At 53.1% G+C, this 23,079-nt stretch carries 21 protein-coding genes; 9 read left to right on the forward strand and 12 right to left on the reverse strand.

Annotated elements, in window-relative coordinates:
* Window positions 1-50: 50 nt before the first annotated feature.
* Together ACUY4S_RS21355 and ACUY4S_RS21360 are read right to left on the reverse strand one after the other, a co-directional pair.
* On the reverse strand, window positions 51-422 hold the full coding sequence (locus ACUY4S_RS21355) for a DUF3592 domain-containing protein (RefSeq protein ID WP_312690331.1): 372 nt from the start codon (window positions 420-422) through the stop codon (window positions 51-53).
* Between the two features lie 44 nt (window positions 423-466).
* Window positions 467-877, reverse strand: a complete 411-nt coding sequence (locus ACUY4S_RS21360; RefSeq protein ID WP_312690332.1) for a hypothetical protein — start codon at window positions 875-877, stop codon at window positions 467-469.
* 333 nt (window positions 878-1,210) lie between these two features.
* Between ACUY4S_RS21360 and acs the strand changes: the two genes are divergently transcribed.
* The 5 genes from acs to ACUY4S_RS21385 all read left to right on the forward strand — a co-directional run bounded on the left by acs (window position 1,211) and on the right by ACUY4S_RS21385 (window position 7,772).
* On the forward strand, window positions 1,211-3,169 hold the full coding sequence (acs, locus tag ACUY4S_RS21365) for an acetate--CoA ligase (protein WP_458022815.1): 1,959 nt from the start codon (window positions 1,211-1,213) through the stop codon (window positions 3,167-3,169).
* 184 nt (window positions 3,170-3,353) lie between these two features.
* Entirely contained in the window at window positions 3,354-3,665 is a 312-nt protein-coding gene (locus ACUY4S_RS21370) for a DUF485 domain-containing protein (RefSeq protein WP_312690514.1), read from the forward strand.
* The gene (actP, locus tag ACUY4S_RS21375; RefSeq protein WP_312690335.1) at window positions 3,662-5,311 is read left to right on the forward strand and encodes a cation/acetate symporter ActP; all 1,650 of its coding nucleotides are present in this window, start codon (window positions 3,662-3,664) and stop codon (window positions 5,309-5,311) included. The genes ACUY4S_RS21370 and actP overlap by 4 nt, the downstream gene beginning before the upstream one ends.
* A gap of 152 nt (window positions 5,312-5,463) precedes the next feature.
* Window positions 5,464-6,759, forward strand: a complete 1,296-nt coding sequence (locus ACUY4S_RS21380) for a Gfo/Idh/MocA family protein (protein ID WP_312690337.1) — start codon at window positions 5,464-5,466, stop codon at window positions 6,757-6,759.
* Window positions 6,760-6,875: 116 nt separating this feature from the next.
* Entirely contained in the window at window positions 6,876-7,772 is an 897-nt protein-coding gene (locus ACUY4S_RS21385; protein ID WP_458022813.1) for a LysR family transcriptional regulator, read from the forward strand.
* A gap of 35 nt (window positions 7,773-7,807) precedes the next feature.
* Here ACUY4S_RS21385 and ACUY4S_RS21390 read toward each other — a convergent pair whose 3' ends face one another.
* The 4 genes from ACUY4S_RS21390 to soxR form a co-directional block, all read right to left on the reverse strand.
* Window positions 7,808-9,454: a Na+/H+ antiporter gene (locus tag ACUY4S_RS21390; protein WP_312690341.1), complete on the reverse strand. Its 1,647-nt coding sequence runs from the start codon at window positions 9,452-9,454 to the stop codon at window positions 7,808-7,810.
* Between the two features lie 146 nt (window positions 9,455-9,600).
* Window positions 9,601-10,950, reverse strand: a complete 1,350-nt coding sequence (gene ghxP / locus ACUY4S_RS21395; RefSeq protein WP_312690343.1) for a guanine/hypoxanthine transporter GhxP — start codon at window positions 10,948-10,950, stop codon at window positions 9,601-9,603.
* 299 nt (window positions 10,951-11,249) lie between these two features.
* Window positions 11,250-11,918 (reverse strand): glutathione S-transferase family protein, encoded by a 669-nt coding sequence (locus ACUY4S_RS21400; RefSeq protein WP_458022811.1) that lies wholly within the window; start codon window positions 11,916-11,918, stop codon window positions 11,250-11,252.
* Window positions 11,919-12,195: 277 nt separating this feature from the next.
* The gene (gene soxR / locus ACUY4S_RS21405; RefSeq protein ID WP_458022809.1) at window positions 12,196-12,654 is read right to left on the reverse strand and encodes a redox-sensitive transcriptional activator SoxR; all 459 of its coding nucleotides are present in this window, start codon (window positions 12,652-12,654) and stop codon (window positions 12,196-12,198) included.
* Window positions 12,655-12,735: 81 nt separating this feature from the next.
* Between soxR and soxS the strand changes: the two genes are divergently transcribed.
* Complete coding sequence (gene soxS / locus ACUY4S_RS21410; protein WP_061498717.1) at window positions 12,736-13,059, forward strand: superoxide response transcriptional regulator SoxS; 324 nt, start codon at window positions 12,736-12,738, stop codon at window positions 13,057-13,059.
* Between the two features lie 7 nt (window positions 13,060-13,066).
* Here soxS and pdeC read toward each other — a convergent pair whose 3' ends face one another.
* Together pdeC and ACUY4S_RS21420 are read right to left on the reverse strand one after the other, a co-directional pair.
* Window positions 13,067-14,638, reverse strand: coding sequence for a cyclic di-3',5'-guanosine monophosphate phosphodiesterase PdeC (gene pdeC, locus ACUY4S_RS21415; RefSeq protein WP_312690352.1), 1,572 nt, complete (start codon window positions 14,636-14,638; stop codon window positions 13,067-13,069).
* 339 nt (window positions 14,639-14,977) lie between these two features.
* The gene (locus tag ACUY4S_RS21420; RefSeq protein WP_458022807.1) at window positions 14,978-16,381 is read right to left on the reverse strand and encodes a GGDEF domain-containing protein; all 1,404 of its coding nucleotides are present in this window, start codon (window positions 16,379-16,381) and stop codon (window positions 14,978-14,980) included.
* Between the two features lie 544 nt (window positions 16,382-16,925).
* Here ACUY4S_RS21420 and ACUY4S_RS21425 point away from each other — a divergent pair.
* The gene (locus ACUY4S_RS21425) at window positions 16,926-17,207 is read left to right on the forward strand and encodes a YjcB family protein (protein WP_312690356.1); all 282 of its coding nucleotides are present in this window, start codon (window positions 16,926-16,928) and stop codon (window positions 17,205-17,207) included.
* 58 nt (window positions 17,208-17,265) lie between these two features.
* On the opposite strand, the gene ACUY4S_RS21430 is transcribed toward ACUY4S_RS21425, so the two are convergent.
* The 4 genes from ACUY4S_RS21430 to ACUY4S_RS21445 all read right to left on the reverse strand — a co-directional run bounded on the left by ACUY4S_RS21430 (window position 17,266) and on the right by ACUY4S_RS21445 (window position 21,147).
* Window positions 17,266-18,087, reverse strand: coding sequence for an ABC transporter permease (locus ACUY4S_RS21430; protein WP_458022805.1), 822 nt, complete (start codon window positions 18,085-18,087; stop codon window positions 17,266-17,268).
* On the reverse strand, window positions 18,084-18,917 hold the full coding sequence (locus tag ACUY4S_RS21435; protein WP_312690359.1) for an ABC transporter permease: 834 nt from the start codon (window positions 18,915-18,917) through the stop codon (window positions 18,084-18,086). The genes ACUY4S_RS21430 and ACUY4S_RS21435 overlap by 4 nt, the downstream gene beginning before the upstream one ends.
* A 62-nt stretch (window positions 18,918-18,979) precedes the next feature.
* Window positions 18,980-20,128: an ABC transporter substrate-binding protein gene (locus tag ACUY4S_RS21440; RefSeq protein ID WP_458022803.1), complete on the reverse strand. Its 1,149-nt coding sequence runs from the start codon at window positions 20,126-20,128 to the stop codon at window positions 18,980-18,982.
* A 35-nt stretch (window positions 20,129-20,163) separates the two neighbouring features.
* Window positions 20,164-21,147, reverse strand: coding sequence for an ABC transporter ATP-binding protein (locus ACUY4S_RS21445; RefSeq protein ID WP_458022801.1), 984 nt, complete (start codon window positions 21,145-21,147; stop codon window positions 20,164-20,166).
* A 152-nt stretch (window positions 21,148-21,299) separates the two neighbouring features.
* Between ACUY4S_RS21445 and ACUY4S_RS21450 the strand changes: the two genes are divergently transcribed.
* The gene (locus tag ACUY4S_RS21450; protein WP_458022799.1) at window positions 21,300-22,058 is read left to right on the forward strand and encodes an MBL fold metallo-hydrolase; all 759 of its coding nucleotides are present in this window, start codon (window positions 21,300-21,302) and stop codon (window positions 22,056-22,058) included.
* The gene (locus ACUY4S_RS21455; RefSeq protein WP_312690365.1) at window positions 22,055-23,077 is read left to right on the forward strand and encodes a LacI family DNA-binding transcriptional regulator; all 1,023 of its coding nucleotides are present in this window, start codon (window positions 22,055-22,057) and stop codon (window positions 23,075-23,077) included. The genes ACUY4S_RS21450 and ACUY4S_RS21455 overlap by 4 nt, the downstream gene beginning before the upstream one ends.
* The last annotated feature ends 2 nt before the right edge of the window (window positions 23,078-23,079 follow it).

Genomic DNA, 23,079 nt, shown 5'->3' on the forward strand with positions numbered 1-23,079 from the left:
CAGTCATTCGCTCAGCGGTGAGTCGTTAACATACACATAACATTCCGAGGTTAATTTCCGACATCGCCCATGATAACAAGCTGCGTCGGGTCAGCGTCCCGATAACGGATTACGACCGTATTCCCGCGGCGGTATTTGTCGGCGTCAAAAACCTTAACAATGATCTCTCGCTGGGTGGCGATCGGCCTGGTGCCAGCAGTAAATTCCAGCGTCAATTGCAGGAATATCCCCCCTTCGGTAGTGCGGCCGTCAGGTTGTCGGGCATCGGTAATTCGCGCCACTGTCTCAATGCCGGTGCGTTTAATCGCTTCATTTTCCCGCGAAGAAATAACAGAGTTTCGGACGCCAATAAAGACGATTACAAGCCCCCCGGAACAGAGAATAATACAGAGCCACATCGCGAGTGTTGGCAGCAAATCCATAACATCCTTTTCCTTCTTTCATGTATAAACCGGCTCGTGGCGACTCACGTGTTTTCAGCTTGCCAGGCACCTATTTGCATCACTGCGATACGACCTCGCTTGCCGGTTTTCACCACCAGCGGCAGCCCTTTTCGCAGCAAGTGAACCTGCCCCAATGTAATTAATGCCTTAGCGCTATAAAGCTGCTGAGAGTGGCCGAGGTAGAAAGAGATATCAAAAAACAGGTTGCCGCCGTAGAGAATATTGCTCTGCTGCCAGCTTTCGATACGGGTATTGTGCAATTCCCCTGGCCAGCTATCGCGTTTCAGAAATACCTTTGCAGCCCTTTCGCTGGCAGCGCTGCCTCTGAACGTAAGCCAGGTGGCGATCATAAATACGCACGGCGTCGCAATGCCAATGCACAGCGAAGTCATCTCAAGGGTGGACATAGAAGTGAGCCAGTGTGGAAGCGTCATCGCTTTCTCCGTTGCGATTATCCCGTCGGTACTCTAGCACCGGCGCATGCACACGCTGCCCTGACGGGCATTTTTTTAAGAATGTTCTCAACCGGGCCTGCGTCAAAGTGTAATCGAATCGTCATTTTCCATAACCTACTGTTATGAAGCTTATTTATCTCCGCTGGGTGTTTTTCGCCCGCTTTTTGCAGCTAGCGCATTTATTTTGCTGGTTTTTCATCCCATGCAATTAATGCGTGATCTGTCGCGCAAATAATAAACAAACCGGGCAACGCATCTTCAATTAACGTTTGCGTGACATATCATTAACATCCTACAAGGAGAGCAAATGCCATGAGCCAGATACATAAACATGATATTCCCGCAAACATTGCGGAACATTGCCTGATTAATCCGGAGCAGTATGCAGAGAAGTATCAGCAATCGGTGACCGATCCTGAAGCGTTCTGGGGCGAACAAGGCAAAATCCTTGACTGGATCACACCTTATAGCAAGGTAAAAAACACCTCCTTTGCGCCTGGCAATGTGTCGATCAAATGGTATGAAGACGGCACGCTTAACCTGGCGGCCAACTGCCTGGATCGCCATCTGGCTGAGCGCGGCGATCAGCCAGCGATCATTTGGGAAGGGGATGACGCCAGCCAGAGCAAAACCCTCACCTACCGTGAATTGCACCGGGATGTCTGCCGTTTTGCCAATGTACTGGTCTCACTGGGCATTAAAAAAGGCGATGTGGTGGCTATTTATATGCCAATGGTGCCAGAAGCCGCTGTTGCGATGCTGGCTTGCGCACGCATTGGTGCCGTGCATTCTGTCATTTTTGGCGGCTTTTCACCGGAAGCCGTCGCCGGACGAATTGTTGACTCCAGCTCCCGGCTGGTGATCACCGCCGATGAGGGTGTGCGCGCAGGGCGTAGCATTCCGCTGAAAAAGAACGTCGACGATGCGCTGAAAAACCCCGCCGTGACCAGTGTGGAACATGTAGTGGTACTGAAACGCACCGGCGGCAACGTTGACTGGCATGAGGGCCGCGACCTGTGGTGGAGCGACCTGACCGAAAAAGCCAGCGATCAGCACCAGCCGGTGGAAGTCGGTGCCGAAGCTCCGCTGTTCATTCTTTACACCTCTGGCTCTACCGGTAAACCCAAGGGCGTGCTGCATACTACCGGGGGTTACCTGGTCTATGCCGCCTCAACCTTTAAATATGTTTTTGACTATCATCCGGGCGATGTTTACTGGTGCACCGCCGATGTGGGCTGGGTGACAGGCCACAGTTATTTGCTATACGGCCCGCTGGCTTGCGGCGCTATTACGCTGATGTTTGAAGGTGTGCCGAACTGGCCAACCCCGGCACGCATGAGCCAGGTGGTCGACAAGCATAAGGTGAATATCCTCTATACCGCGCCGACCGCTATCCGTGCGCTGATGGCAGAAGGTGACAAAGCGATTGCCGGTACGGATCGCTCATCACTGCGTATTCTTGGATCTGTCGGCGAGCCGATTAATCCGGAAGCCTGGGAGTGGTACTGGTCGAAGATTGGCAATGGCAAATGCCCGGTGATGGATACCTGGTGGCAGACCGAAACTGGCGGATTTATGATCACCCCGCTGCCTGGCGCAACCCAACTGAAAGCCGGCTCCGCCACGCACCCGTTCTTTGGCGTTCAGCCTGCGCTGGTCGATAACGAAGGGAACCCGCAGGAAGGCGCAACAGAAGGGAACCTGGTGATCACTGATTCCTGGCCGGGCCAGGCGCGCACGCTGTTTGGCGATCATGAACGCTTTGAACAAACCTACTTTTCCACGTTTAAAAATTGCTACTTCAGCGGCGACGGCGCACGCCGTGATGAAGATGGTTACTACTGGATCACCGGTCGTGTGGATGATGTGCTCAACGTTTCTGGCCACCGGCTCGGTACGGCTGAGATTGAATCTGCACTGGTGTCACATCCGAAGATCGCCGAAGCCGCCGTTGTGGGTATCCCGCACAATATTAAAGGCCAGGCGATTTATGCCTACGTTACCCTGAATCATGGCGAAGAGCCCTCCCCGGAACTGTATACCGAGGTGCGCAACTGGGTTCGCAAAGAGATCGGGCCGCTGGCAACACCGGATGTGCTGCACTGGACCGACTCACTGCCGAAAACCCGTTCTGGCAAAATCATGCGCCGTATTTTGCGCAAGATCGCCGCTGGTGATACCAGTAACCTGGGTGATACCTCCACACTCGCCGATCCGGGCGTGGTAGACAAACTGCTCGAAGAGAAGCAGGCCATTACCATGCCATCGTAATTCTGTCCTCAGCTCAACCCTCTCCCTTTCCGGGAGAGGGAATAATAAAAAACCCTACCCCCCAACGGATTTCGTGTTGCAGGCAGGCGGCAAAGGCGCTTATCCCCAGGCGCATGGGCTAAGCGAGTGCAGCCAGCACACCTGCGGCGTAAAAGACGAAGGGGAAACTTCTGGAGAATCTGCGATGAATAACATCTATCAACAGATTGAAGACAGTGCGCATTTCAGGGAGTTAGTTGAAAAACGGCAACGGTTTGCCTTTACCCTTTCCATCATCATGCTGATCATTTACGTCGGCTTTATCGTGTTAATTGCGTTTGCGCCAGCCTGGCTTGGGACACCGCTGCATGCGGGCACCAGTGTGACGCGGGGCATTCCCATCGGCATTGGCGTGATTGTGATTTCGTTTTTGCTGACCGGCGTATACGTCTGGCGGGCGAACGGGGAGTTTGACCGCCTGACAAAAGCAGTGATGAGCGAGGTAAAAGCATCATGATGAGAGTCCTGACGGCGCTTGCCGCCACACTTCCTTTTACCGCCAGTGCCGCCGATGCCATTACCGGCGCGGTACAACGCCAGCCTACCAATTGGCAGGCGATCATCATGTTTCTGATTTTCGTGGTGCTGACGCTCTATATCACTTACTGGGCCTCCAAACGCGTCCGTTCGCGTAGCGATTACTACACCGCGGGCGGCAACATTACCGGTTTTCAAAACGGGCTGGCCATTGCCGGGGACTTTATGTCCGCCGCGTCATTCCTCGGGATATCCGCGCTGGTTTACACCTCCGGCTACGATGGGCTGATTTACTCGCTTGGTTTCCTCGTCGGCTGGCCGATTATTCTGTTCCTGATTGCAGAACGTCTGCGTAATCTTGGACGCTATACTTTCGCAGATGTCGCCTCTTATCGTCTGAAGCAAGGCCCTATTCGCATCCTCTCGGCCTGCGGTTCGCTGGTGGTAGTGGCGCTCTATCTCATCGCTCAGATGGTGGGTGCAGGCAAACTGATCCAACTGCTGTTTGGCCTGAACTACCATGTTGCCGTTGTACTGGTCGGTGTGTTGATGGTGATGTATGTGCTGTTCGGCGGCATGCTGGCCACCACATGGGTGCAAATTATCAAAGCCGTGCTGCTGCTGTTCGGTGCCAGTTTTATGGCCTTTATGGTAATGAAGCATGTTGGCTTTAGCTTCAATAACCTGTTTACCGAAGCCATGGCCGTGCACCCGAAAGGCAGCGCTATTATGAGCCCCGGCGGACTGGTGAAAGATCCTATTTCCGCCCTCTCGCTTGGCCTGGGGCTGATGTTCGGTACCGCTGGCTTGCCGCATATCCTGATGCGCTTCTTCACCGTCAGCGACGCACGGGAAGCCCGTAAGAGTGTGTTCTACGCCACCGGTTTTATGGGTTATTTCTATATTCTGACCTTTATCATTGGCTTCGGCGCGATCATGCTGGTGGGGGCAAATCCGGCATTTAAAGATGCAGCGGGCGCGCTGATTGGCGGCAATAACATGGCGGCGGTACATCTGGCAGATGCCGTTGGCGGCAACCTGTTCCTGGGCTTTATCTCCGCCGTGGCTTTCGCCACTATTCTCGCGGTGGTCGCCGGGCTGACGCTGGCGGGGGCATCGGCGGTGTCTCACGATCTCTACGCCAACGTGTTCCGTAAAGGCGCAACCGAACGGCAGGAGCTGAAGGTGTCCAAAATCACCGTACTGGTGCTGGGCGTGGTGGCCATCCTGCTGGGGATCCTGTTTGAGAAACAGAATATCGCGTTTATGGTCGGGCTGGCTTTCTCCATCGCTGCCAGCTGTAACTTCCCGATTATTTTGCTCTCAATGTACTGGTCGAAGCTGACAACGCGCGGCGCAATGATCGGCGGCTGGCTGGGTTTACTGACGGCGGTGATCCTGATGGTCCTCGGCCCCACCATCTGGGTACAGATCCTCGGTCATGCCGCACCGGTATTCCCGTATGAATACCCGGCACTGTTCTCCATTGCCGTGGCGTTTATCGGCATCTGGATCTTCTCTGCCACCGACAATTCCGAAGAGGGTAAACGTGAACGCGAGCTGTTCCGCGCGCAGTTTATCCGTTCACAAACCGGCATTGGTATCGAACAAGGCCGCGCTCATTAATCGCCTTCCCCGGTCAGTAATGGCCGGGGATCACATTTTCCTCGCTTGCCAGTACCTCTCTCCCGCTATCGCGCTACAGTACAAAAATCACAATTGAAACACCGTTTTTAATACGTCAACACGTTAATTCATTTATCACTTGCGAGGGTGCAATGAAAAAATATGCGCTAGTAGGTACGGGCGGGCGGGCCGGATTGTATATCTCTGCCATTGGCGGGCAATGGCGAGAAACAGCCCGTATGGTGGCTTTTTGCGATACCAACCAAACGCGTATGGACTACGCTAACCGGTTGCTGAAAAACGAAGGGGCCGCGCCGGTTTCAACCTGGCACGCGGGGCAATTTGAAGCCATGATCGCCGAAACCCGCCCCGATACGGTCATCGTAACCACCATGGATCGCACACATGATGATTACATTGTGCGGGCGCTACACGCCGGCTGTGACGTGATCACCGAAAAACCGATGACCATCGACGAGCACCGCGCGCTGCGTATTCTTGATGCGATTGAACAGACCGGGCATACCGTGCGCGTTGCCTTCAACTACCGCTATGCACCACACCACAGCAAAGTGCGCGAGCTGCTGATGAATAACACCATTGGCGAGGTCTATTCCGTGCACTTTGAATGGCTGCTGAATACCGAACATGGCGCAGACTATTTCCGTCGCTGGCACCGGGAAAAACGCAACAGCGGCGGGCTGCTGGTGCATAAATCGACCCATCATTTCGATTTGATGAATTTCTGGCTTGATAGCTACCCACAGCGGGTATACGCCGAAGGTGGATTGCGTTTTTACGGCAAAGAGAATGCGGAAAAACGGGGCATTAACGCTTTTTATCCCCGTGCGCACGGTTATGCCGCCGCCAAAGACGACCCTTTTGCCCTGCATATGGCCGACAATCCCCAACTCAAAGCGCTGTATCTCGATGCGGAACACGAAGATAACTACTGGCGCGATCAGAGCGTGTTCAGCGATGGCATTACCATTGAAGACACGCTCTCTGTCCTTGTGAAGTATCAAAACCAGTGTCAGCTCAGTTACTCACTTAACGCCTGGTTACCGTGGGAAGGATTAAACGTCGTCTTTAATGGCAGCCAGGGAAGACTGGAGATGAAAATCGTTGAGAAATCCTATGTCAACGCCGGGGGCGAGCGCGCCAGTGAAGGGAGCCTGGAATCGTGCGATATCACTATTTTCCCGATGTTTGCCGAACCCTGGAAAGCGGACTTTACTCTGGGTGAAGGCGGACACGGTGGTGGTGATAACGCCATGCTGGCGGATCTGTTTGGTGAACCGACTGATGACCCGCTGAAGCGTGCTGCGGATCATCGCGCCGGGGCAATGTCCATTCTTACCGGTATCGCCGGGAACCTCTCCATGCAACAGCAGCGCCCGGTTAATTTTAGCGAATTTGAACTCATTACCCGCCTGAAAAAACAGTAGCCTCCCCCGCCCCGCGACCACAGGCGGGGCATTTTCCTCTTATTGCGCTAGCAAGCGCCACAAGCGGGTGCAGAAATGCATTACACTCAACGCGGGCAAAATCTAAAGGCATAACTATGGACATCAGAACGCTGCGTTATTTTGTGGAAGTGGTGCGCCAGCAAAGCTTCACTCGCGCCGCGGAACGTCTTTTTGTTACCCAACCGACCATCAGCAAGATGCTGAAAAATCTGGAAGATGAGCTTAACTGCACCCTTCTGATCCGCCACGGGCGCAAGTTATTGCTTACCGATACCGGGCGAGTAGTGTTTGAGCGCGGCGTGGCTATCCTCGCGGAATTTCGCCAGCTTGAAGCAGAGCTCAGCGATATTAACCAGCTCAATAAAGGGGTGTTGTGCCTCGGCATTCCTCCGATGGTCGGCATGCTGATGGCCGGGCCAATCAGCCTGTTTCGCCAGCGTTTTCCGGGTGTGGAACTGAAAATCGCGGAGTTTGGCAGCCTGACGGTACAACAGGCGGTGCTCAACAGCGAGCTGGACCTGGCGATGACGGCACTGCCAGTGGAAGAAGAGAGCAGCCTCACGGTTATGCCGCTGTTCAGCCACCCCCTGTGCGTGCTGGTTCCGCGCGAGGAGAGCTGGCTTCAACGCGATTCCGTTACACCGGAGGAACTTGGCAAGCATCCGCTGCTAATCTACAACGAAGATTTCGCCCTCAGCCGCCAGTTAATGCAACTCTTTAACCAACACAATGTTAAACCGCGCATCGCGGTACGTAGCGGGCAGTGGGACTTTCTGGCGGCGATGGTGCAGGCCGGCGTCGGAGTTGCCATTCTGCCTGAACCCATTTGTCAGCGGCTCGATCAGCAAACGTTGCTCTGGCTGCCGCTCCAGAGTGATTTACGCTGGGAACTGGGGATGATTTGGCGTGAAGGAAGCTACCTTTCACACAGTGCGCAGGCCTGGCTGACGTGTTGCGAAGGGTACTGGCTGGAAGCCCGCGGAAGCCAATAGCAGCCGGATAACATCGCGCTATCCGGCCCGGTGATTTATTTGTTTTCCAGCAGCAGGGCTTCCAGCAAATCGAGGTCGTGCAGCAATTTTTGCAGCGTCTCGTTGCTGATCTGCCGGGTAGCGCGCAGATGATAAAGTTCGGCGCGCTCAGAACGCAGTGCCGCAAGGCGGAAGCGGCGTTCCAGATTCTCTTCCTGCAGGGAACTTTCCACATTGTTACGCCCATCGGCGCGGCGTCGCAGATTACCAATAACCCGTGAACTGACTTCCGTCAGTAGCTGATTATCAATATTCTCCTCGGTGTCTGCCGCCAGACGTTCTTCCATTTTCTGAATCGCGACAATCGCCACATCCGCCGTGGCCGCACGCGCCATCCGCTCCTCTTTGTGCTGCTGCGCGTGGTCGCGCACTTCAACATGCTGCAACAGCGCAGGCAGGGCGATGACGCCGACAAAGAGCGAAAACAGGATCACCCCGGCAGCAAGGAACACCAGTTCATAGCGTGCGGGAAAGACATCACCCGTCGGCAGCAACAGCGGAATAGAGAGGACACCTGCGAGGGTGATCGCCCCGCGCACGCCGGCGAAGGTAGCAATCAGCAGTTCTCGATCGCTCCAGGATGCGAACTCCATCGGTTTTTTGCGCAGGAAACGGCGGCTGAATCTCTTCATCGTCCACAACCAGCCAAAACGCACCAGCATCAGCGCCAGGTAGATCAGCACGATATCAGTAAACAACATCCAGGTTTCAACGTTCGGATCCGCCTCTGCCGCCACCAGCGAAGACTCCAGGATGCCCGGTAACTGCAGCCCCAACAGCAAAAACACCATGCCGTTAAAGACAAACTCCAGCATCGCCCAGGTGCTGTTGGCACGCAGACGCATCGCCAGCGGCGCAGTGCGCATGACGCCCGAGCGGGTGATTGTCATGCCGGCTGCGACAGCAGCAAGGATGCCGGAGAAACCAATATGTTCAGCAATCAGATAGGACGCGAACGGCAACAGAAACAGCAGCACGATTTGCGTTGCAGGCTCATCGCCGCCCCAGCGGCTAAGAAAACGCAGCGAACGACCATACAACCAGCTAACAACAAAGCCCGCCAGCAAGCCGCCAATGGCAACTTTTAAAAATTCTACCGTTGCGCCGCCCACGGTAAACACCATCGTTCCCATGGCGACAGCAACAGCAAACTTCAGCGATACCAGGCCGGAGGCGTCGTTCATCAGCGCCTCCCCCTGCAAAATACCCATGATTTTCTTTGGAATGCGCCCTTCACCGACAATGCCAGAAAGCGCCACCGCATCGGTTGGCGACAGCACTGCGGCCAGCGCAAAAGCTGGCACCAGCGGAATACCCGGCACCATCCAGTAAATTAAGAAGCCGATGCCGACTACCGTCACCACCACCAGCGCCAGCGCCAGGCCAAAAATTTCGCGCCCATGTTCGAGAAACTCTCGCGTGGGGGTTTTCCAGCCATCGGCAAACAGCAGCGGAGGAATAAACAACACCAGGAAGAGTTCCGGGTCGAACTCCACATGCAAACCGAAGGTAGGAAAGGCCAGCAGTGCGCCAATGGCGATTTGCATCAGCGGTAGTGGAATTTGAAACGGTAAAACACGGGTGACTACGCCCGAGAGCGAAACCACGAGGGTCATGATGAGAATGGTAAAGAATATTTCCATGCGTTCCCTGTTTGCGATGTCTTGTTATAAAGGCCTCAGACCTTGATGCCAGAACATCCAGCTTAACGCAAAGAAACCGGGCTGTGGGCAAAAAAATGGGCAACCGAAGTCGCCCATTGTGCTTATGTTAAGGTGCGCAAGCGCGGTCAGATAGCCCAACCGCCAGCGTAGAACACCACCAGGGCGACAGCAATCACCACGGTGCCGATATTCAGTTTGCGCCATTCGCCGGATACCACGCGGCCAATCACCAGCGAAGCAAAGCCAATCATAATGCCGGTAACAATGTTACAGGTCAGGACGATAAATACCGCCGTGATCAGGCCAGACATCGCATCAACAAAGTCAGCGAAGTCGATTTTCGCCACGTTGCTCAGCATCAGCAGCCCGACATACATCAGCGCCGGTGCAGTAGCATAGGCGGGCACCAGGTAAGAGAGCGGGGAGAGGAACAGGATCAGCATAAACAGCACGCCAACCGTCACCGCCGTCAGGCCGGTTTTACCGCCCGCCGCAGTACCTGCCGCAGATTCAATATACACAGCCGCCGGCGCAGCACCCACCAGACCGGAGAAGACGCTGCTCAGGGAGTCGGTGGTCAGCGCTTTGCCGCCATCGATAATCTGGCCGTCTTTATCCAGCAGGTTTGCCTGCCCTGCCACTGCGCGGATGGTCCCGGTGGCATCGAACACCGCCGTCATCACCAGCGCCAGCACGCTTGGCAGCACGACCGGGTTCAGTGCGCCGACAATGTCGAGACTACCGATCAGCGAGTTGCCTTTGTCATCGCTCAGCGACGGCATGGCAAAAATACCGGAGAAGTGCACGCTCGGGTCGAAAATCAGCCCGACAATAGACACGCCGATAATGGTCAGCAGAATGCCACCTGGCACTTTTAGTTTTTCCAGACCGATAATCACCGCCAGACCAATCAGCGACATGATCACCGGGAAGCTGGCGAAGTGACCCAGCGCAACCGGCAGGCCGTCCAGCGGGTTTTTGATGACCAGGCCAACACCGTTGGCGGCAATCAGCAGCAGGAACAGGCCAATACCAATACCGGTACCGTGCGCAACGCCCTGCGGCAGGTTGCGCAGGATCCAGCTACGAATGCCTGTCGCGGAAATCACCGTAAACAGCACACCCATCAGGAACACGGCACCCAGCGCAACCGGTACACTAATGTGCTGGCCCAGCACAAGGCTGAAAGCAGTAAACGCCGTGAGCGAGATTGCGCAGCCGATAGCCAGCGGGAGATTCGCCCACAGCCCCATCACGATGGAGCCAACACCTGCCACCAGACACGTGGCAACAAATACGGCTGCAGGTGGGAAACCTGCTTTACCGAGCATGCCGGGTACAACGATGACGGAGTAAACCATCGCCAGGAAGGTGGTTAAACCGGCAACGATTTCCTGACGGACAGTACTGCCGCGGGCAGAAATTTTAAACAGTGCGTCAAGCGAACCGCCAGTACGCGCAGAAGGCGTAGACATAGAAAACATCCCCTGAGAATTTTATTGTTCATTGGTATGCGTGGTAACAGTCCACTGCAGGTTAAACGTCATCTCCCTGTGCTGCGTTGTGGCAAGGGGGCCACAAAAAAGCAAACGTTTAACTCCGCGCAAACAATGGGTGGTCAAAAAAAGGCAAACGATTATCCAGCGTTTAGATACCGCTTTTCAACTGAACTTTGCCGCTTTTTGCTAAATTTCGCTTATGACGGCGAAGAAGTGAACGGCAGATGCGCAAACGTTATCGTCGCTGCGCAACTTTGCAACATTTTGGGATCATTTTAGCCGCCGGGAAGTTCGAACGGCCCTCCCTGGACAATCGCCCGTTGCCACGCTGGACGCATTTCGATGCGCTTTTTCCACGCGCGTAAATTGGGCAGGTTGTCCACGCCGCCCCGCGAAAGCAGTGCAAAGACCGGGAAACTCATCTGGATATCCGCCATGCTGAGTTTTTCACCGGCAAACCAGCTACGGTGCGCCAGCTGTTCTTCAATAAAACGCGCATGCGTGTCAATTTGCGGGTTAAGCCAGGCTTTCTGCACACCCTGGCTCAATACTTTGCCAATATGGCGCACGCCAAACGGCACCGGCGGTTTGCCGAGGCTGGCAAAAACCAGTTTCATTAACAGTAAGGGCATTAACGATCCTTCTGCGTAATGCAGCCAGAAGCGGTAATCCAGTTTCTGTTGTAATGCGTCTGGTTTAAAGCGCTGCCCGGTATCGTAGGTTTCCTGCAAATATTCGAGGATCGCGCCGGATTCAGCGAGGATCAGACCATTATCTTCTACCACTGGCGATTTACCCAGCGGGTGGATCTTTTTGAGTGAGTCCGGCGCCAACATGGTTTTTTCACGCTCGTAACGCACAATTTGGTACGGCACGCCAAGTTCTTCCAGCGCCCAGAGCACGCGCTGTGAGCGCGACTGATTCAGGTGATGCACCGTTAGCATGTATTTCTCCCGAGGATCTTTATGAATTAACTATAGAAAAGCGCCGCAGTTGCGTATGGAAAAGTGCGCATAAAAAAGCCAAAAAAAAGTGCTCAAAAAAGTAGCAATTTTACCCACCGCGCCTACACTAAAAGTGTCAGCACAATCCGGAACCTCCAACATACATGAGGGGTGCTGATGTCGGGGGAAACCCTCCTGCAACAGAGCGGGATAGAGAGAAAGACAAAGACCGGGAAACGACTAAAGCGCCCCAATGGGCGCTTTAGTTTTTCTATGCTCAGTCATCTTCAAGCAGGCGCGCGCCGGTTCCCTGCTGGCCCAGTTGATCGCCGGGGTTACGCAGTGGGCAGTCGCTGCGCGACAGGCAACCGCAACCAATGCACCCGTCCAGTTCATCGCGTAGCGCCACCAGGGTATGAATACGCCGGTCTAACTCCTCCCGCCACTGCGAAGAAAGCTGCCTCCACTCTTTTTTACTCAGCGTATGTCCTTCCGGCAGAACGCCGAACGCATCGCCTATGGTTGCCAGCGGAATGCCAATGCGCTGCGCAATCTTAATGATCGCCACGTAGCGCAGCACATCACGGGTATAGCGCCGCTGATTGCCGTTATTTCGGGTGCTTTTGATCAGGCCTTTGCTCTCGTAGAAGTGCAAAGCAGAGACGGCCACCCCGCTACGCTTCGCCACTTCACCGGGGCTGAGCAGGGCTTTGATACGCGGCATTCTCTTTTCCATAAAACCTCTTTACCTCAAGTTAACTTGAGGAATTATACTCGCTTCCAGACAAAACGACGAATCGGGAAATGAGGAAGCTTTATGTCCCATCAGCAGATAATTCAGACCCTTATTGAATGGATTGATGAACATATCGACCAACCAATGAACATTGATGTAGTCGCCAGAAAGTCCGGTTATTCAAAATGGTATTTACAGAGAATGTTCCGCACCGTGATGCATCAAACGTTGGGGGACTATATCCGTCAGCGCCGTTTGCTACTCGCAGCAGAAGCGCTGCGCACGACGCAGCGCCCTATTTTTGATATCGCAATGGATTTAGGCTATGTCTCGCAGCAGACTTTCTCGCGCGTGTTCCGCCGGGAATTTGACCGCACACCGAGCGATTATCGACATCATGCCTGATGAGAGATCATTTTAATGAAGGCGGCTGTTTCACCCAGTTTTTGAATTCCTGCGGTGGCAGCGCCTTCGCAAAGAACCACCCCTGACAGAATTGTACCCCACGCTTCAACAACCAGGTCACCTGCTCCGCTGTTTCGACCCCTTCGGCAATAATCTTCAGACGCAAGCTCTGCGCCATCTCAATAATATGCTCGGCAATTAAATGGCTGGTGCTATTAGTAGTAAGGGTATCAATGAAAGATTTGTCGATTTTCAGGATGTCGACATTCAGTGAATAGAGGTTGTGCAGATTGGAGTAACCGGTACCAAAATCATCAATCGCCACTTCATAGCCCGCCTGGCGAAACGCCTGAATAACGGGGGTGGTTTTCGGCACATCAATAAAGCCGCGTTCGGTCACTTCTATTTTAATTTGCTCGGCGCGCACCGCGTGCATCTTGGCTTTGCTGGCTATCAACGAGATAAGGCGCGACGAGTGGAAATCGGCAGCGGATAAATTGATGGATATATAAAGACCTGGCGTTTGAGCGAGAAAATCACCCAAATCGCTAAACACCTCGTCAACGACATAATCGGTAATGCGCTCGATCATGCCCTCTTTCTCCGCCAGCGGGATAAACTCCGCCGGACTCATCACCTGGCCGTTAAAACCCGGCCAGCGTAGCAATGCTTCCGCGCCGACGCATGTGCCATTTTTGATGTCGATAATCGGTTGATAATGAAGTCGAAGCTGTCGCTTCGTTAACGCACGGTGCAGCATACGCCGTGGGGAGTTAAACTCCTGCCGTGTTCGCGACCATATTAATAGAATGATCACGCTGCATATCATTCCCAACGGCAACGTGATCATTGCCTGGTGATAAAAGAACTGGAAATAACGATCTTTGGAGGTTGAAACAATAATCGCAATCGGCCGTTTATCGGCGTGCGCGATGGTATAAAAACGCTGGCCTTGCTGGAAGGTGAAGTCGTTAATACCAATCAGTTTCGATAATGTCGCGATATCTGCCTGGCGACTCACAGAGAAGAATAAATGCGTAACAGTATCGTAAACGCCATACGCCAGTTCGTTGTCTTCCGACATCACATCACTATAGGCAAGCGGGTTTACCACCGCCACATAATTGCCACGCTGCATATAGACCATTTTATAACCAGCGTAAAACGGCGTATCACGATAGTAATAAATAGCGATATTCGGGTTGCGTTTGTACTCCGCAGGCGAAATAACATACGGCTTGTCGGGCGTTATTACGCTCGAGCACAAAAACTGATCACCACGGGCATAAATTAAATCTGAAACATACAAACTGCCGCGCACGATATTGAGCATGGATGCCCGGTGTTCTGCGGAGCAAATTTTTCCATCATATTTTTCGGCTTTAGAACGGAGGATATCGACTTGATGAACAACCGCTTCCGTTTTATTTAACGCAAGTTGCGCAAAAGAACGAAGTTGGATTCCAGTTTCTTTTACTGCACGGATATGCGCAAACCATAGCGACAACATCACCGGCAGGAGCACTACCATGATGATCCCGACAATTCTGAGCATCTTGCGACGCACGCTATGATTCATGTCCGCCTATATCCCTGCATTTAATGTGCCTTTCAATGTACGGCAGGATGCTTTGATAAACAGGTGATTACGTTGCATGAATCATACGACATTAGCAACTGACTTTTACCATTAAAAACCTAATATTTGGTTATGACGATAATATTCGACCGTAAGCCAAACTAAAAGTAGAGCCAATCTTTATTTAGGGAAAAATATTAATCCATTGATCAGGTGAGTTTTTACTTAATGCAACAGAGTATCGTTGATTAAGCCAAACTTACCACAGGATAAAAAAGAACTGACGTCACAAGGTTTTTTTCACCTTAAAAATGCAATTCCTTCATAATTCCTCCTTTATTATAAAAAGGCGTCGGCAATGACGGTTTTGCTACGTCCCGCGCGCTTTGCCTCGTACAGTGCGTTGTCGGCAAGCGTAAGCAGCACTGAAGTATCGACTCGATCGTCAGTCACCGATACTAAACCTGCGCTAAAGGATAAGATGATCTTTTCATCAATACTAAACAAGGGGGTTCGCACCAAAGAGGCGCGAATTTTTTGGCTAAATCGCAGCGCAGATTTGCTGCTGGTATAAGGCATTAAAATCAGAAATTCCTCACCACCGAGTCGCCCAAAAAACCATGAGGGATCGCTATGCTCGCGGATATGATCGCAAAAATGGATCAGCGCGGCATCACCTGTTGGGTGGCCCCAACGATCGTTAATGCTTTTAAAATGGTCGAGATCCAACATTAACAGACTGAAATGACTGCGCGGATCGGCCATGTTACAGCTCCGCAGCGACGCGTTAAGCTGCTGCAAAATAGCGAAACGGTTATAACACCCCGTCAGATCATCAATCGTGGCTTTCCTCTCTAGTTGCCGCTCAGCCTTTTTACGCTCGGTGATATCAAGACCAATACTGAGGATAGAATGGTCAGGCAGCAGAATGTTTGACCACAGCACGGTCAGAACCTGACCATCCCGTCGTATCGGGTGCCATTCATCCATATCCACACCAGGTGAAGCATTAACCGAAGCGCGAACTTTTTGGCGTACCAGCGGATCGGGGAAAAACAACGCTAATGGATCGGGTTGCTGATTGAGCTGTTCCAGAGTCCAGCCAAAGAGACGTTCACACTCGCCGTTCCATAATGTACAGCGGTTATTTTTATCAAACGAGTTCATTAATACCGGAGCTCGATCGAATAACACCTTATATTGCGCAACTATATGTTGCATCTCTTTCTCAACACGATCGCGAACAATAATATCCGCAAGAAAATCTTTTAATTTTTCGACTAATATAACGACCATGTTTTTCATGATCGATAATGAAGGGACGACTTGAGAAAATGCCAGAAAAAAATATCCATTAATGCCAGCATCTTTAGCATTCAATTTACAGAGGATACCGCTTTTTAATTTATTGCTGGCCTCTTTGTCGCCAGGGAATAGTAATGTTGCCACCTGCCGCCGCCAGCAAATAACGCGCCAGGCGCGCTGGTGCCGCCGTAATTGTGAGTGTGCCAGTAAGGCCTGCGCGTCCTGCAAGGTACAGCCGACCTCGCCGACGCTGGTGAGCTGCTGCTCTGCCCCCTGCTCGATCAGCACCCATGCCAGGCTTGCGCCCAGGGCTGCATTAATACTCCCGAGGATCTCTTCCATTGAGCGTTTCCCTGTCAGCCACGGCATCAGCTTCGCCAGAAGCGTCAGCGCCGCTGCTCCGTCTCCTAAAAGTGCGGCGGAAATCTCTGTTTTCATATTTCATCAATCGCAGGTTATTAAGTACAGACCGACCCACAATGATTTAATCAGGAAGAAAATAACATACAAAATTAGCCCGGATAACAGGCGAAAAATTCATACCGGACGGCGTTGTAACATCCTACCAGCGAAGAATATATCGATTGAAATCAAGTCCCCTGAATAATCACTAACAGGCAAATTAAGCTGTTCAATGAAGCATAATAGATGTTCTGCGAACTGTAAATGTTGTACCAATTAGCCGGTATAATAATTCCGTACCGGTAGTAATAAATTTAAGTTAAATCATCTCATCGCGCGGGATATAGATCCGTAAAGAGCATAACGTTATTACTTGTTGTAGAAAATCGATGATAAAAACCGCAAAAAGCCGCTTTTTCGCACTGGCGAATAAAAGAACAAGTGTGATATAGTTCACATATTCCTGAAACAGGAAACAAAGTTTCATTTTGTTGTGCTACTCCGCGGACCTCAGCGTTAACGCTGCCACGCGTGCATCACGCCAGTCCGCCCGGTATTCGATTCTTTTGAGGATGGTTTGATGGCTACCTTTACCACCAGCGTCGTGCTCTTTCGCTGGCAGTTGTTGAGCGCAGTATTAATGTTTATGGCCAGTACGCTGAACATTCGTTTCCGCCGGGCGGATTACATTGGTCTGGCGGTTATCAGTAGCGGCATGGGACTGGTAGCGGCATGCTGGTTTGCCACTGGCCTGCTCGGCATTACGATGGTAGACGCTGCCAAAGTCTGGCATAACCTGGTGCTGGTGATGGAAGAGGTCGCCCGTCAGGCACCGCCAGAGTGGCCGATGGTGATTACGTGATTAAAAAAGCGCCTGCGGGCGCTTTTTTGTTGTTACGACCAGGCCATACAGCGGTGGATTATTTCCCCAGTTTTGACAGCATCTCCGGACGCATAAATTTATGAATGACCAGCATAAACAGCACCGACGGTACCAGCAGGATCAGCGCAGTGATTGACGACACCTGGTAATTGCCAGACATACTGGCGGTATACAGCAGGATAGGCAGGGTGGTGATATCCGGCGCGCCGACAAAAAATGTGGCGGTAAACTCATCCAGCGACTCCAGAAAGACAAAGATACTGGCGGCAATTAACCCTGGCGCAGCCTGCGGCAACACAATATGGAAAAAGGTATAAACCGGCCCGGCCCCCAGATTACGCGACGCGCGCGCCAGCAGCGGATCGACAGCGGAGAACGCCGCCACGCTGATCCAGATGGAATACATCAAACCGTGCACACTGTGCACCAGCACCACGCCGGCCACCGTTCCGTTTAATCCCCACTGATAAAACAGCCGCGCCACGTTCATATAGACCGTCAGATTCGGAAACGCCTGCGGAATGAGAAACAGCAGCATAAAAAAGACGCGCAGCGGCATGGATCGTTGCGCCAGCGCATACCCTGCCGGTACGGAAATGACCAGACAAACAGCCACCGCCAACACCGCGATCGCCACACTGACCGACAAGGATCCGGACACATCACTGTAAGGGCTAAACACCTGGCTCCAGTATTTCAGACCCCACTGGCCCGGTAGCGCATGCGGGAAAAACCAGCTCTCCGCAACCGTCCAGATCAACAGGTTAAGCAACGGGCCAAACAGTGCCAGCACCAGAAAAGTCAGCAGCAAGGTTTGCAAGACCAAACTGGCCCGGATCTTGTGCAGAATGGCACTCATGATTGTGCTCCTTTAGCATGCAGGCTATGGCGCAAATAGAACCAGGACAACAGCGCGCAAATCAAATAGGAAATGACACCCATGGCATTCGCCACCGGGTAATCACCATACGAATTCACGCGAAAGGCCATATCGACGGTCATCATCGTTGGCGTACCTGTACCAATCATCAGCGGCACCGAAAGCACAGACATCATCGTCACGGTGGACAGCACCAGCGCGACGCCGATGGTTGGCAACACCTGCGGCAGAATAATGTCGAACAAAATGCGCAGACGTGAGGCGCCCAGATTTTTCGCAGCCAGAATATGCGAGGCATCCACCGCCGACATTGCGCCACAAATCAGGAGGGTGGAAAACGCCATCTGCTTCCAGACAAAGGTAATAATGATCCCGCTCCAGCCGAGTAGCGAGGTGGTATCCATCGGCGTAAGCACCCCGGCCGCCACCAGAGCGTTATTCATCAGCCCATTTTTCGCCAGGAAGGTCCGCATCATTTGCGCAGTGACGATAAAAGGAATAAACAGCGGCAGGCGGTAGAGAAAACTCAACGCTTTTACGATCCCGCGATAAGGAGAAAGCACAATCACTGCTGAAATGCTTATCGACAACAGTGCGAGGATCGCCAGCGAAACCAGCACGATAACAACCGTAAACAGGATGTCGTTTGAATAGAGCGTCAGGACCTTTTCAAAATGCACCAGCGTAAATTGCCGGGTATCGCTGGTAAACGCTGAAACCAACGAGAAACCTAATGGCCAGAGGAAAAACAGCGCTATCATCAGCGTTGCCGGGGCAACCAGCAGTAAATATTTTGTCGCGTGTCGCATGGTAAACCTGAGTCGTCACAAAAAAAATGCCCGGCCATAAAGTGACCGGGCACCCACGCTAATCAGTTAGATACCTGGCTCTCGTAGCCTTCTTTGATATCGTTAAAGTACTGACTAATTGGGAAGCTTTTACCATTTTTCGCCAAATCATCCGGCGAAATTTCAGCAAACAGCTTCTGCCATGTTGCAGCATCCAGCTTGTCTTTTACGTACTGAGCATCGATACCTGGATACCAGTTAAATTGTTTGACGATCCCCTGAGCCTGAACTTCCGGACTGGTGGCCAGCGCAATAAAGTCCTGCGCCAGTTTTGCCTGGGCCGCATGTGCTGGCACCACGTAATACATCGGCTGGCCAGGCATGCCGGGGGAGATCAGCGTCAGTTTAATCGACGGCGGCAACTTGCCCTGGTCTTTCCAGCTGTAGAACATATCCACCCATACTGGCCCCATCGTGATTTCACCCCGGCTCAGCATATCGAGCGTTCCGGCATTACCCGGCGTAAAGGTGACATTCTGATTAAAGGCTTTCAGTTTGCTCCATGCCTGATCCCATGTTTTTTCCACGCTTTTATCGTAAGGCAACGCCGACAAACGCGCCGCGTCCGTGCCGTAGGCATATATCCAGCCCACGACAAAGCTCACCCCGGACATGCCATTCTTAATGCCGTTGTAACCAAAAGCTTTTGGGTTTTTCTGCGCCCACTGCACCAGTTCGTCATAGGATGTCGGCGGCGTTTTGATCAGGTCACTGTTAAAGGCGATCGCCGTCTGGCTTAAAAACATGGGCATCACATAGCCGTCAACATTCACGCCGAGGGCATTTTTGGCATTATCCGCAGTGACCATTGACCCGGTATTAATCGTCTGGCGGTACTTCTCCAGCAGCCCTTTCTCTACCAGCTGCCCACCCGCAGCCTGATGCACAACCGCCACATCAATGTCCCAGCTTTTGGCACCGCTCTGCTGCTGCGCTGTTAACTTCTCGATAATTTTATTCGACCCGGCATCCCCGGGCCCGGTTCCTACTACCTGCACTTTCACCCCTGGATGGGTGGCTTCAAATTTCGGCCCCAGCCAGGTTTTGACATAATCCACCATATTCTGATCGCCCGCCGTTGCGACGTTAAGTACCGTTTCGGCGCTGGCGGCCGTCACGCCATAACCCAGACAGAGCGCGGTTATTGCAGCAAGTTTCTTATTTACGGACATGATGTATCCCCAGGAAAAGTGTGTGTCAGTTGGCATTACAAAGCGGTTTCAAAAACATGCAAAGCAGACTCAGGCACATGCAGCACTACCGGCGCGTTCGCCGGGCGGAACTGCGGTGAATCAGCCAGTAAAATGTGTCCATCGCAGCGCACGCTATGGCGATATTGATGCCCCAGGAAAGCGCTCTCCAGCACCACGCCCTGCAGCAATAGTCCCGAGGCTTCCGGCTGCGGTAAGCCATGCAAAGTGACATCCGAACTGCGAAACCAAATCGTTTTATTCGGTGCGTCCGGGTGGGTAATGCAGTTATCAGCGCCCATAAAATCCGCCACAAACGGCGTTGCAGGGCGATGGTAAATATCCTCCGGCGTGCCGATTTGCTCGATTCGGCCGTGATTCAACACGGCGATCCGATCGGCCATTACCAGCGCTTCTTGCTGATCGTGCGTCACAATCAGCGAGGTAAAACCGAGTCGTTTTTGCAGGGCTTTGATTTCATGGCGAACGTTAAGGCGGACTTTGGCGTCCAAATTCGATAACGGCTCATCCAGCACCAGCACATCTGGTTCAATTGCCAGCGCACGTGCCAGCGCCACACGTTGACGTTGGCCCCCGGAAAGCGCGGTAACTTTTTTATCCGCATATCCCTCGAGGTTGACGATTTTTAATAATTCCTGCACCCGTTGTTGGATAGCATCTTTTTTCCAGCGGCGAACTTTCAAGCCATAGCCGATATTTTGCGCGACAGTGAAGTGCGGCCATAGTGCATAACTTTGAAATACCATGGTGATATTTCGCTGCTCTGGTGTGAGCCGGGTAATATCACGACCATCAATCGCAACATTACCCGATCGTACGTCTATGAACCCACATAACGCGTTGAGTAATGTGGTTTTTCCGCAACCGGACGGGCCAAGAAGAGCGATCATTTCCCCCTTCGCGACCGCTAAATCAATACCGTGCAGGACGATGTTTTCGCCATAGCCAATTTTTAGCTTTTCAATTTGCAAATAACTCACAGGCGATCCTTTTTTCCGGCATTTTTTCACCGATGAACACGTGTTCATTTATTTGTAAAAAAAATGCAACTTTGCGCCGACATTATGTGAGCCTACTTTGTCGTCTATTTGTGACAATTTGATTAAGTCATCAATAAATTTGGTGAGGCCAAATGAAAATAGATGTTTTGGGCTGCGGCAGTGCGTTCTCATTGCAACACAACACCTCGGCTATCTGTGTGACCGACAACCATCAGCAGCGGTGGTTAATCGACTGTGGCCCAACCATACCCCGCGCACTCTGGCAACGGCGCGGTGACGTTAACGATATTGATGCCATCTACTTCACCCACGTTCACCCGGATCACTGCACCGGCCTGACCGCTCTGCTGAATCACTGGAAGAGCTTCGGTCGCCGTAAGCCCCTGATAATTTGGTCGCAGCGCGAACAGCGCGCCGTACTGATGCAGCTGGCCAGGCTTGCCAACTGGCCCAACAGCGATCTCTGTTTTGGTATTGAGTGGCGCGACAGTGAGCCCGACTTTCACTGGCAGGGCTGGCGCATCCGCACGGCTTTTACGCACCATGAAATACCCAACCTTGCGCTGCGCATTGACGCGGATGAACGCACGCTGTTCTACAGTGGTGATGGCCGCCCGACCCCGGAAAGCATTGCGCTGATGCACCGCGCAGATGTGGCGTTTCAGGAGTGTGCCTCGCTGACCGCACTGCCTGCTGATGCCTCGCACGGCGATCTTCCAGGCTGCCTGGCGTTGCGTGACCAGCTTCATTTGCCGCGCCTTGGCCTCTACCACTGCAATGACGCGGCACGCGAAGCCCTGGCGCAGGCATGTGCGGTATACCCGGGGTTATTTCTCTGCCAGGATGGGATGGTGATTGATCTCAGCCATTGCACGGAGGAGCACGCGTGAGCCCCACGACACGCAAGGCCGCTGTCACCGCCGAAGACGTCGCCAGGCGCGCCGGGGTATCGCGCGCGGTCGTCTCACGCGCGTTAAGCAGCAACGGCAGCATCTCCCCGGCGACGAAAGAGAAAGTCCTGCGCGCGGCACAAGAGCTGGGCTACCAGGTCAATTTTCTCGCTCAGGGGCTTAATCGTCAGCGCAGCCATTTGATCGGCGTGATCGTTTCGCGTATTGGCGATCCGTTTCGTAGCAGCCTGCTGGAAGGGTTACTGCACGAGATCCAACGCCGTGGTTACCAGGCGCTGGTGACGGAAATCACCGGCGAACAGGATCTGGCCCCTACCCTGCGCCGCTTTACTCAGTTTCGTGTTTCCGGGGTCGTCGTCACTTCCGGCAAACCCCCCGAAGCGCTGGTTAACGAATGCGTTAGCCAGCAGATCCCGGTTGTGGGCATTAACCGCCATCCGGATATCCCATTGGTTGATTTTGTCTGCTCGGACAACGATGCTGGCGCGCGCCTGGCCGCCGAACAGCTTTTTCGCTCAGGCTGCCGGCGATTTGGCTGGCTGAACAATCAGGGCTCGACCTGGGCAGGGATAATGCGTGGCGAGGCGTTTTACCAGGCGCTGCAACAGCTGGGCGTTGATACCGCGTTACATGTGCACGCCATTACCGCCTGCGAAGAGGGTTACGAAGGGGGTTTTCAGGCAGCGCAGGAGTGCGACGAGGCTCTTCCGCATGGCATCTTCTGCGCTAATGCGCAGCTTGCCTGCGGCTTCCTCGACGGTATGCGCCAGCGCGGTAAAAAGGCGCCGCAGGATTTTCATTTGATTGGCTTTGACAATACACCGCAAAGCGGTCAGTTCAGTTACCAGCTTACGACGCTGCATCAGGACGTTGCAGAAATCTCCCGCCGGGCGCTCACGCGTCTGCTGGAGCGGGCGAAAAACCCACTGCAGCCTTCCCGCGTGGAGTGGGTTAAGGTAGAGCTGGTTCATCGACAAACATCACCACGCATTGGCTAAGA

It is taken from the genome of Kosakonia beeri, assembly GCF_054165705.1.

What these genes read in the sequence shown, in the direction of transcription:
- ghxP (WP_312690343.1), bottom strand. Translation starts at nt 10,950, where the DNA reads ATGTCTACGCCTTCTGCGCGTACTGGCGGTTCGCTTGACGCACTGTTT.
- ACUY4S_RS21430 (WP_458022805.1), bottom strand. Translation starts at nt 18,087, where the DNA reads ATGAGTGCCATTCTGCACAAGATCCGGGCCAGTTTGGTCTTGCAAACC.
- acs (WP_458022815.1), top strand. Translation starts at nt 1,211, where the DNA reads ATGAGCCAGATACATAAACATGATATTCCCGCAAACATTGCGGAACAT.
- ACUY4S_RS21385 (WP_458022813.1), top strand. Translation starts at nt 6,876, where the DNA reads ATGGACATCAGAACGCTGCGTTATTTTGTGGAAGTGGTGCGCCAGCAA.
- ACUY4S_RS21450 (WP_458022799.1), top strand. Translation starts at nt 21,300, where the DNA reads ATGAAAATAGATGTTTTGGGCTGCGGCAGTGCGTTCTCATTGCAACAC.
- ACUY4S_RS21380 (WP_312690337.1), top strand. Translation starts at nt 5,464, where the DNA reads ATGAAAAAATATGCGCTAGTAGGTACGGGCGGGCGGGCCGGATTGTAT.
- soxR (WP_458022809.1), bottom strand. Translation starts at nt 12,654, where the DNA reads ATGGAAAAGAGAATGCCGCGTATCAAAGCCCTGCTCAGCCCCGGTGAA.
- ACUY4S_RS21420 (WP_458022807.1), bottom strand. Translation starts at nt 16,381, where the DNA reads ATGAAAACAGAGATTTCCGCCGCACTTTTAGGAGACGGAGCAGCGGCG.
- actP (WP_312690335.1), top strand. Translation starts at nt 3,662, where the DNA reads ATGATGAGAGTCCTGACGGCGCTTGCCGCCACACTTCCTTTTACCGCC.
- ACUY4S_RS21400 (WP_458022811.1), bottom strand. Translation starts at nt 11,918, where the DNA reads ATGCTAACGGTGCATCACCTGAATCAGTCGCGCTCACAGCGCGTGCTC.
- ACUY4S_RS21390 (WP_312690341.1), bottom strand. Translation starts at nt 9,454, where the DNA reads ATGGAAATATTCTTTACCATTCTCATCATGACCCTCGTGGTTTCGCTC.
- ACUY4S_RS21355 (WP_312690331.1), bottom strand. Translation starts at nt 422, where the DNA reads ATGGATTTGCTGCCAACACTCGCGATGTGGCTCTGTATTATTCTCTGT.
- soxS (WP_061498717.1), top strand. Translation starts at nt 12,736, where the DNA reads ATGTCCCATCAGCAGATAATTCAGACCCTTATTGAATGGATTGATGAA.
- ACUY4S_RS21440 (WP_458022803.1), bottom strand. Translation starts at nt 20,128, where the DNA reads ATGTCCGTAAATAAGAAACTTGCTGCAATAACCGCGCTCTGTCTGGGT.
- ACUY4S_RS21425 (WP_312690356.1), top strand. Translation starts at nt 16,926, where the DNA reads ATGGCTACCTTTACCACCAGCGTCGTGCTCTTTCGCTGGCAGTTGTTG.
- ACUY4S_RS21370 (WP_312690514.1), top strand. Translation starts at nt 3,354, where the DNA reads ATGAATAACATCTATCAACAGATTGAAGACAGTGCGCATTTCAGGGAG.
- ACUY4S_RS21360 (WP_312690332.1), bottom strand. Translation starts at nt 877, where the DNA reads ATGACGCTTCCACACTGGCTCACTTCTATGTCCACCCTTGAGATGACT.
- ACUY4S_RS21435 (WP_312690359.1), bottom strand. Translation starts at nt 18,917, where the DNA reads ATGCGACACGCGACAAAATATTTACTGCTGGTTGCCCCGGCAACGCTG.
- pdeC (WP_312690352.1), bottom strand. Translation starts at nt 14,638, where the DNA reads ATGAATCATAGCGTGCGTCGCAAGATGCTCAGAATTGTCGGGATCATC.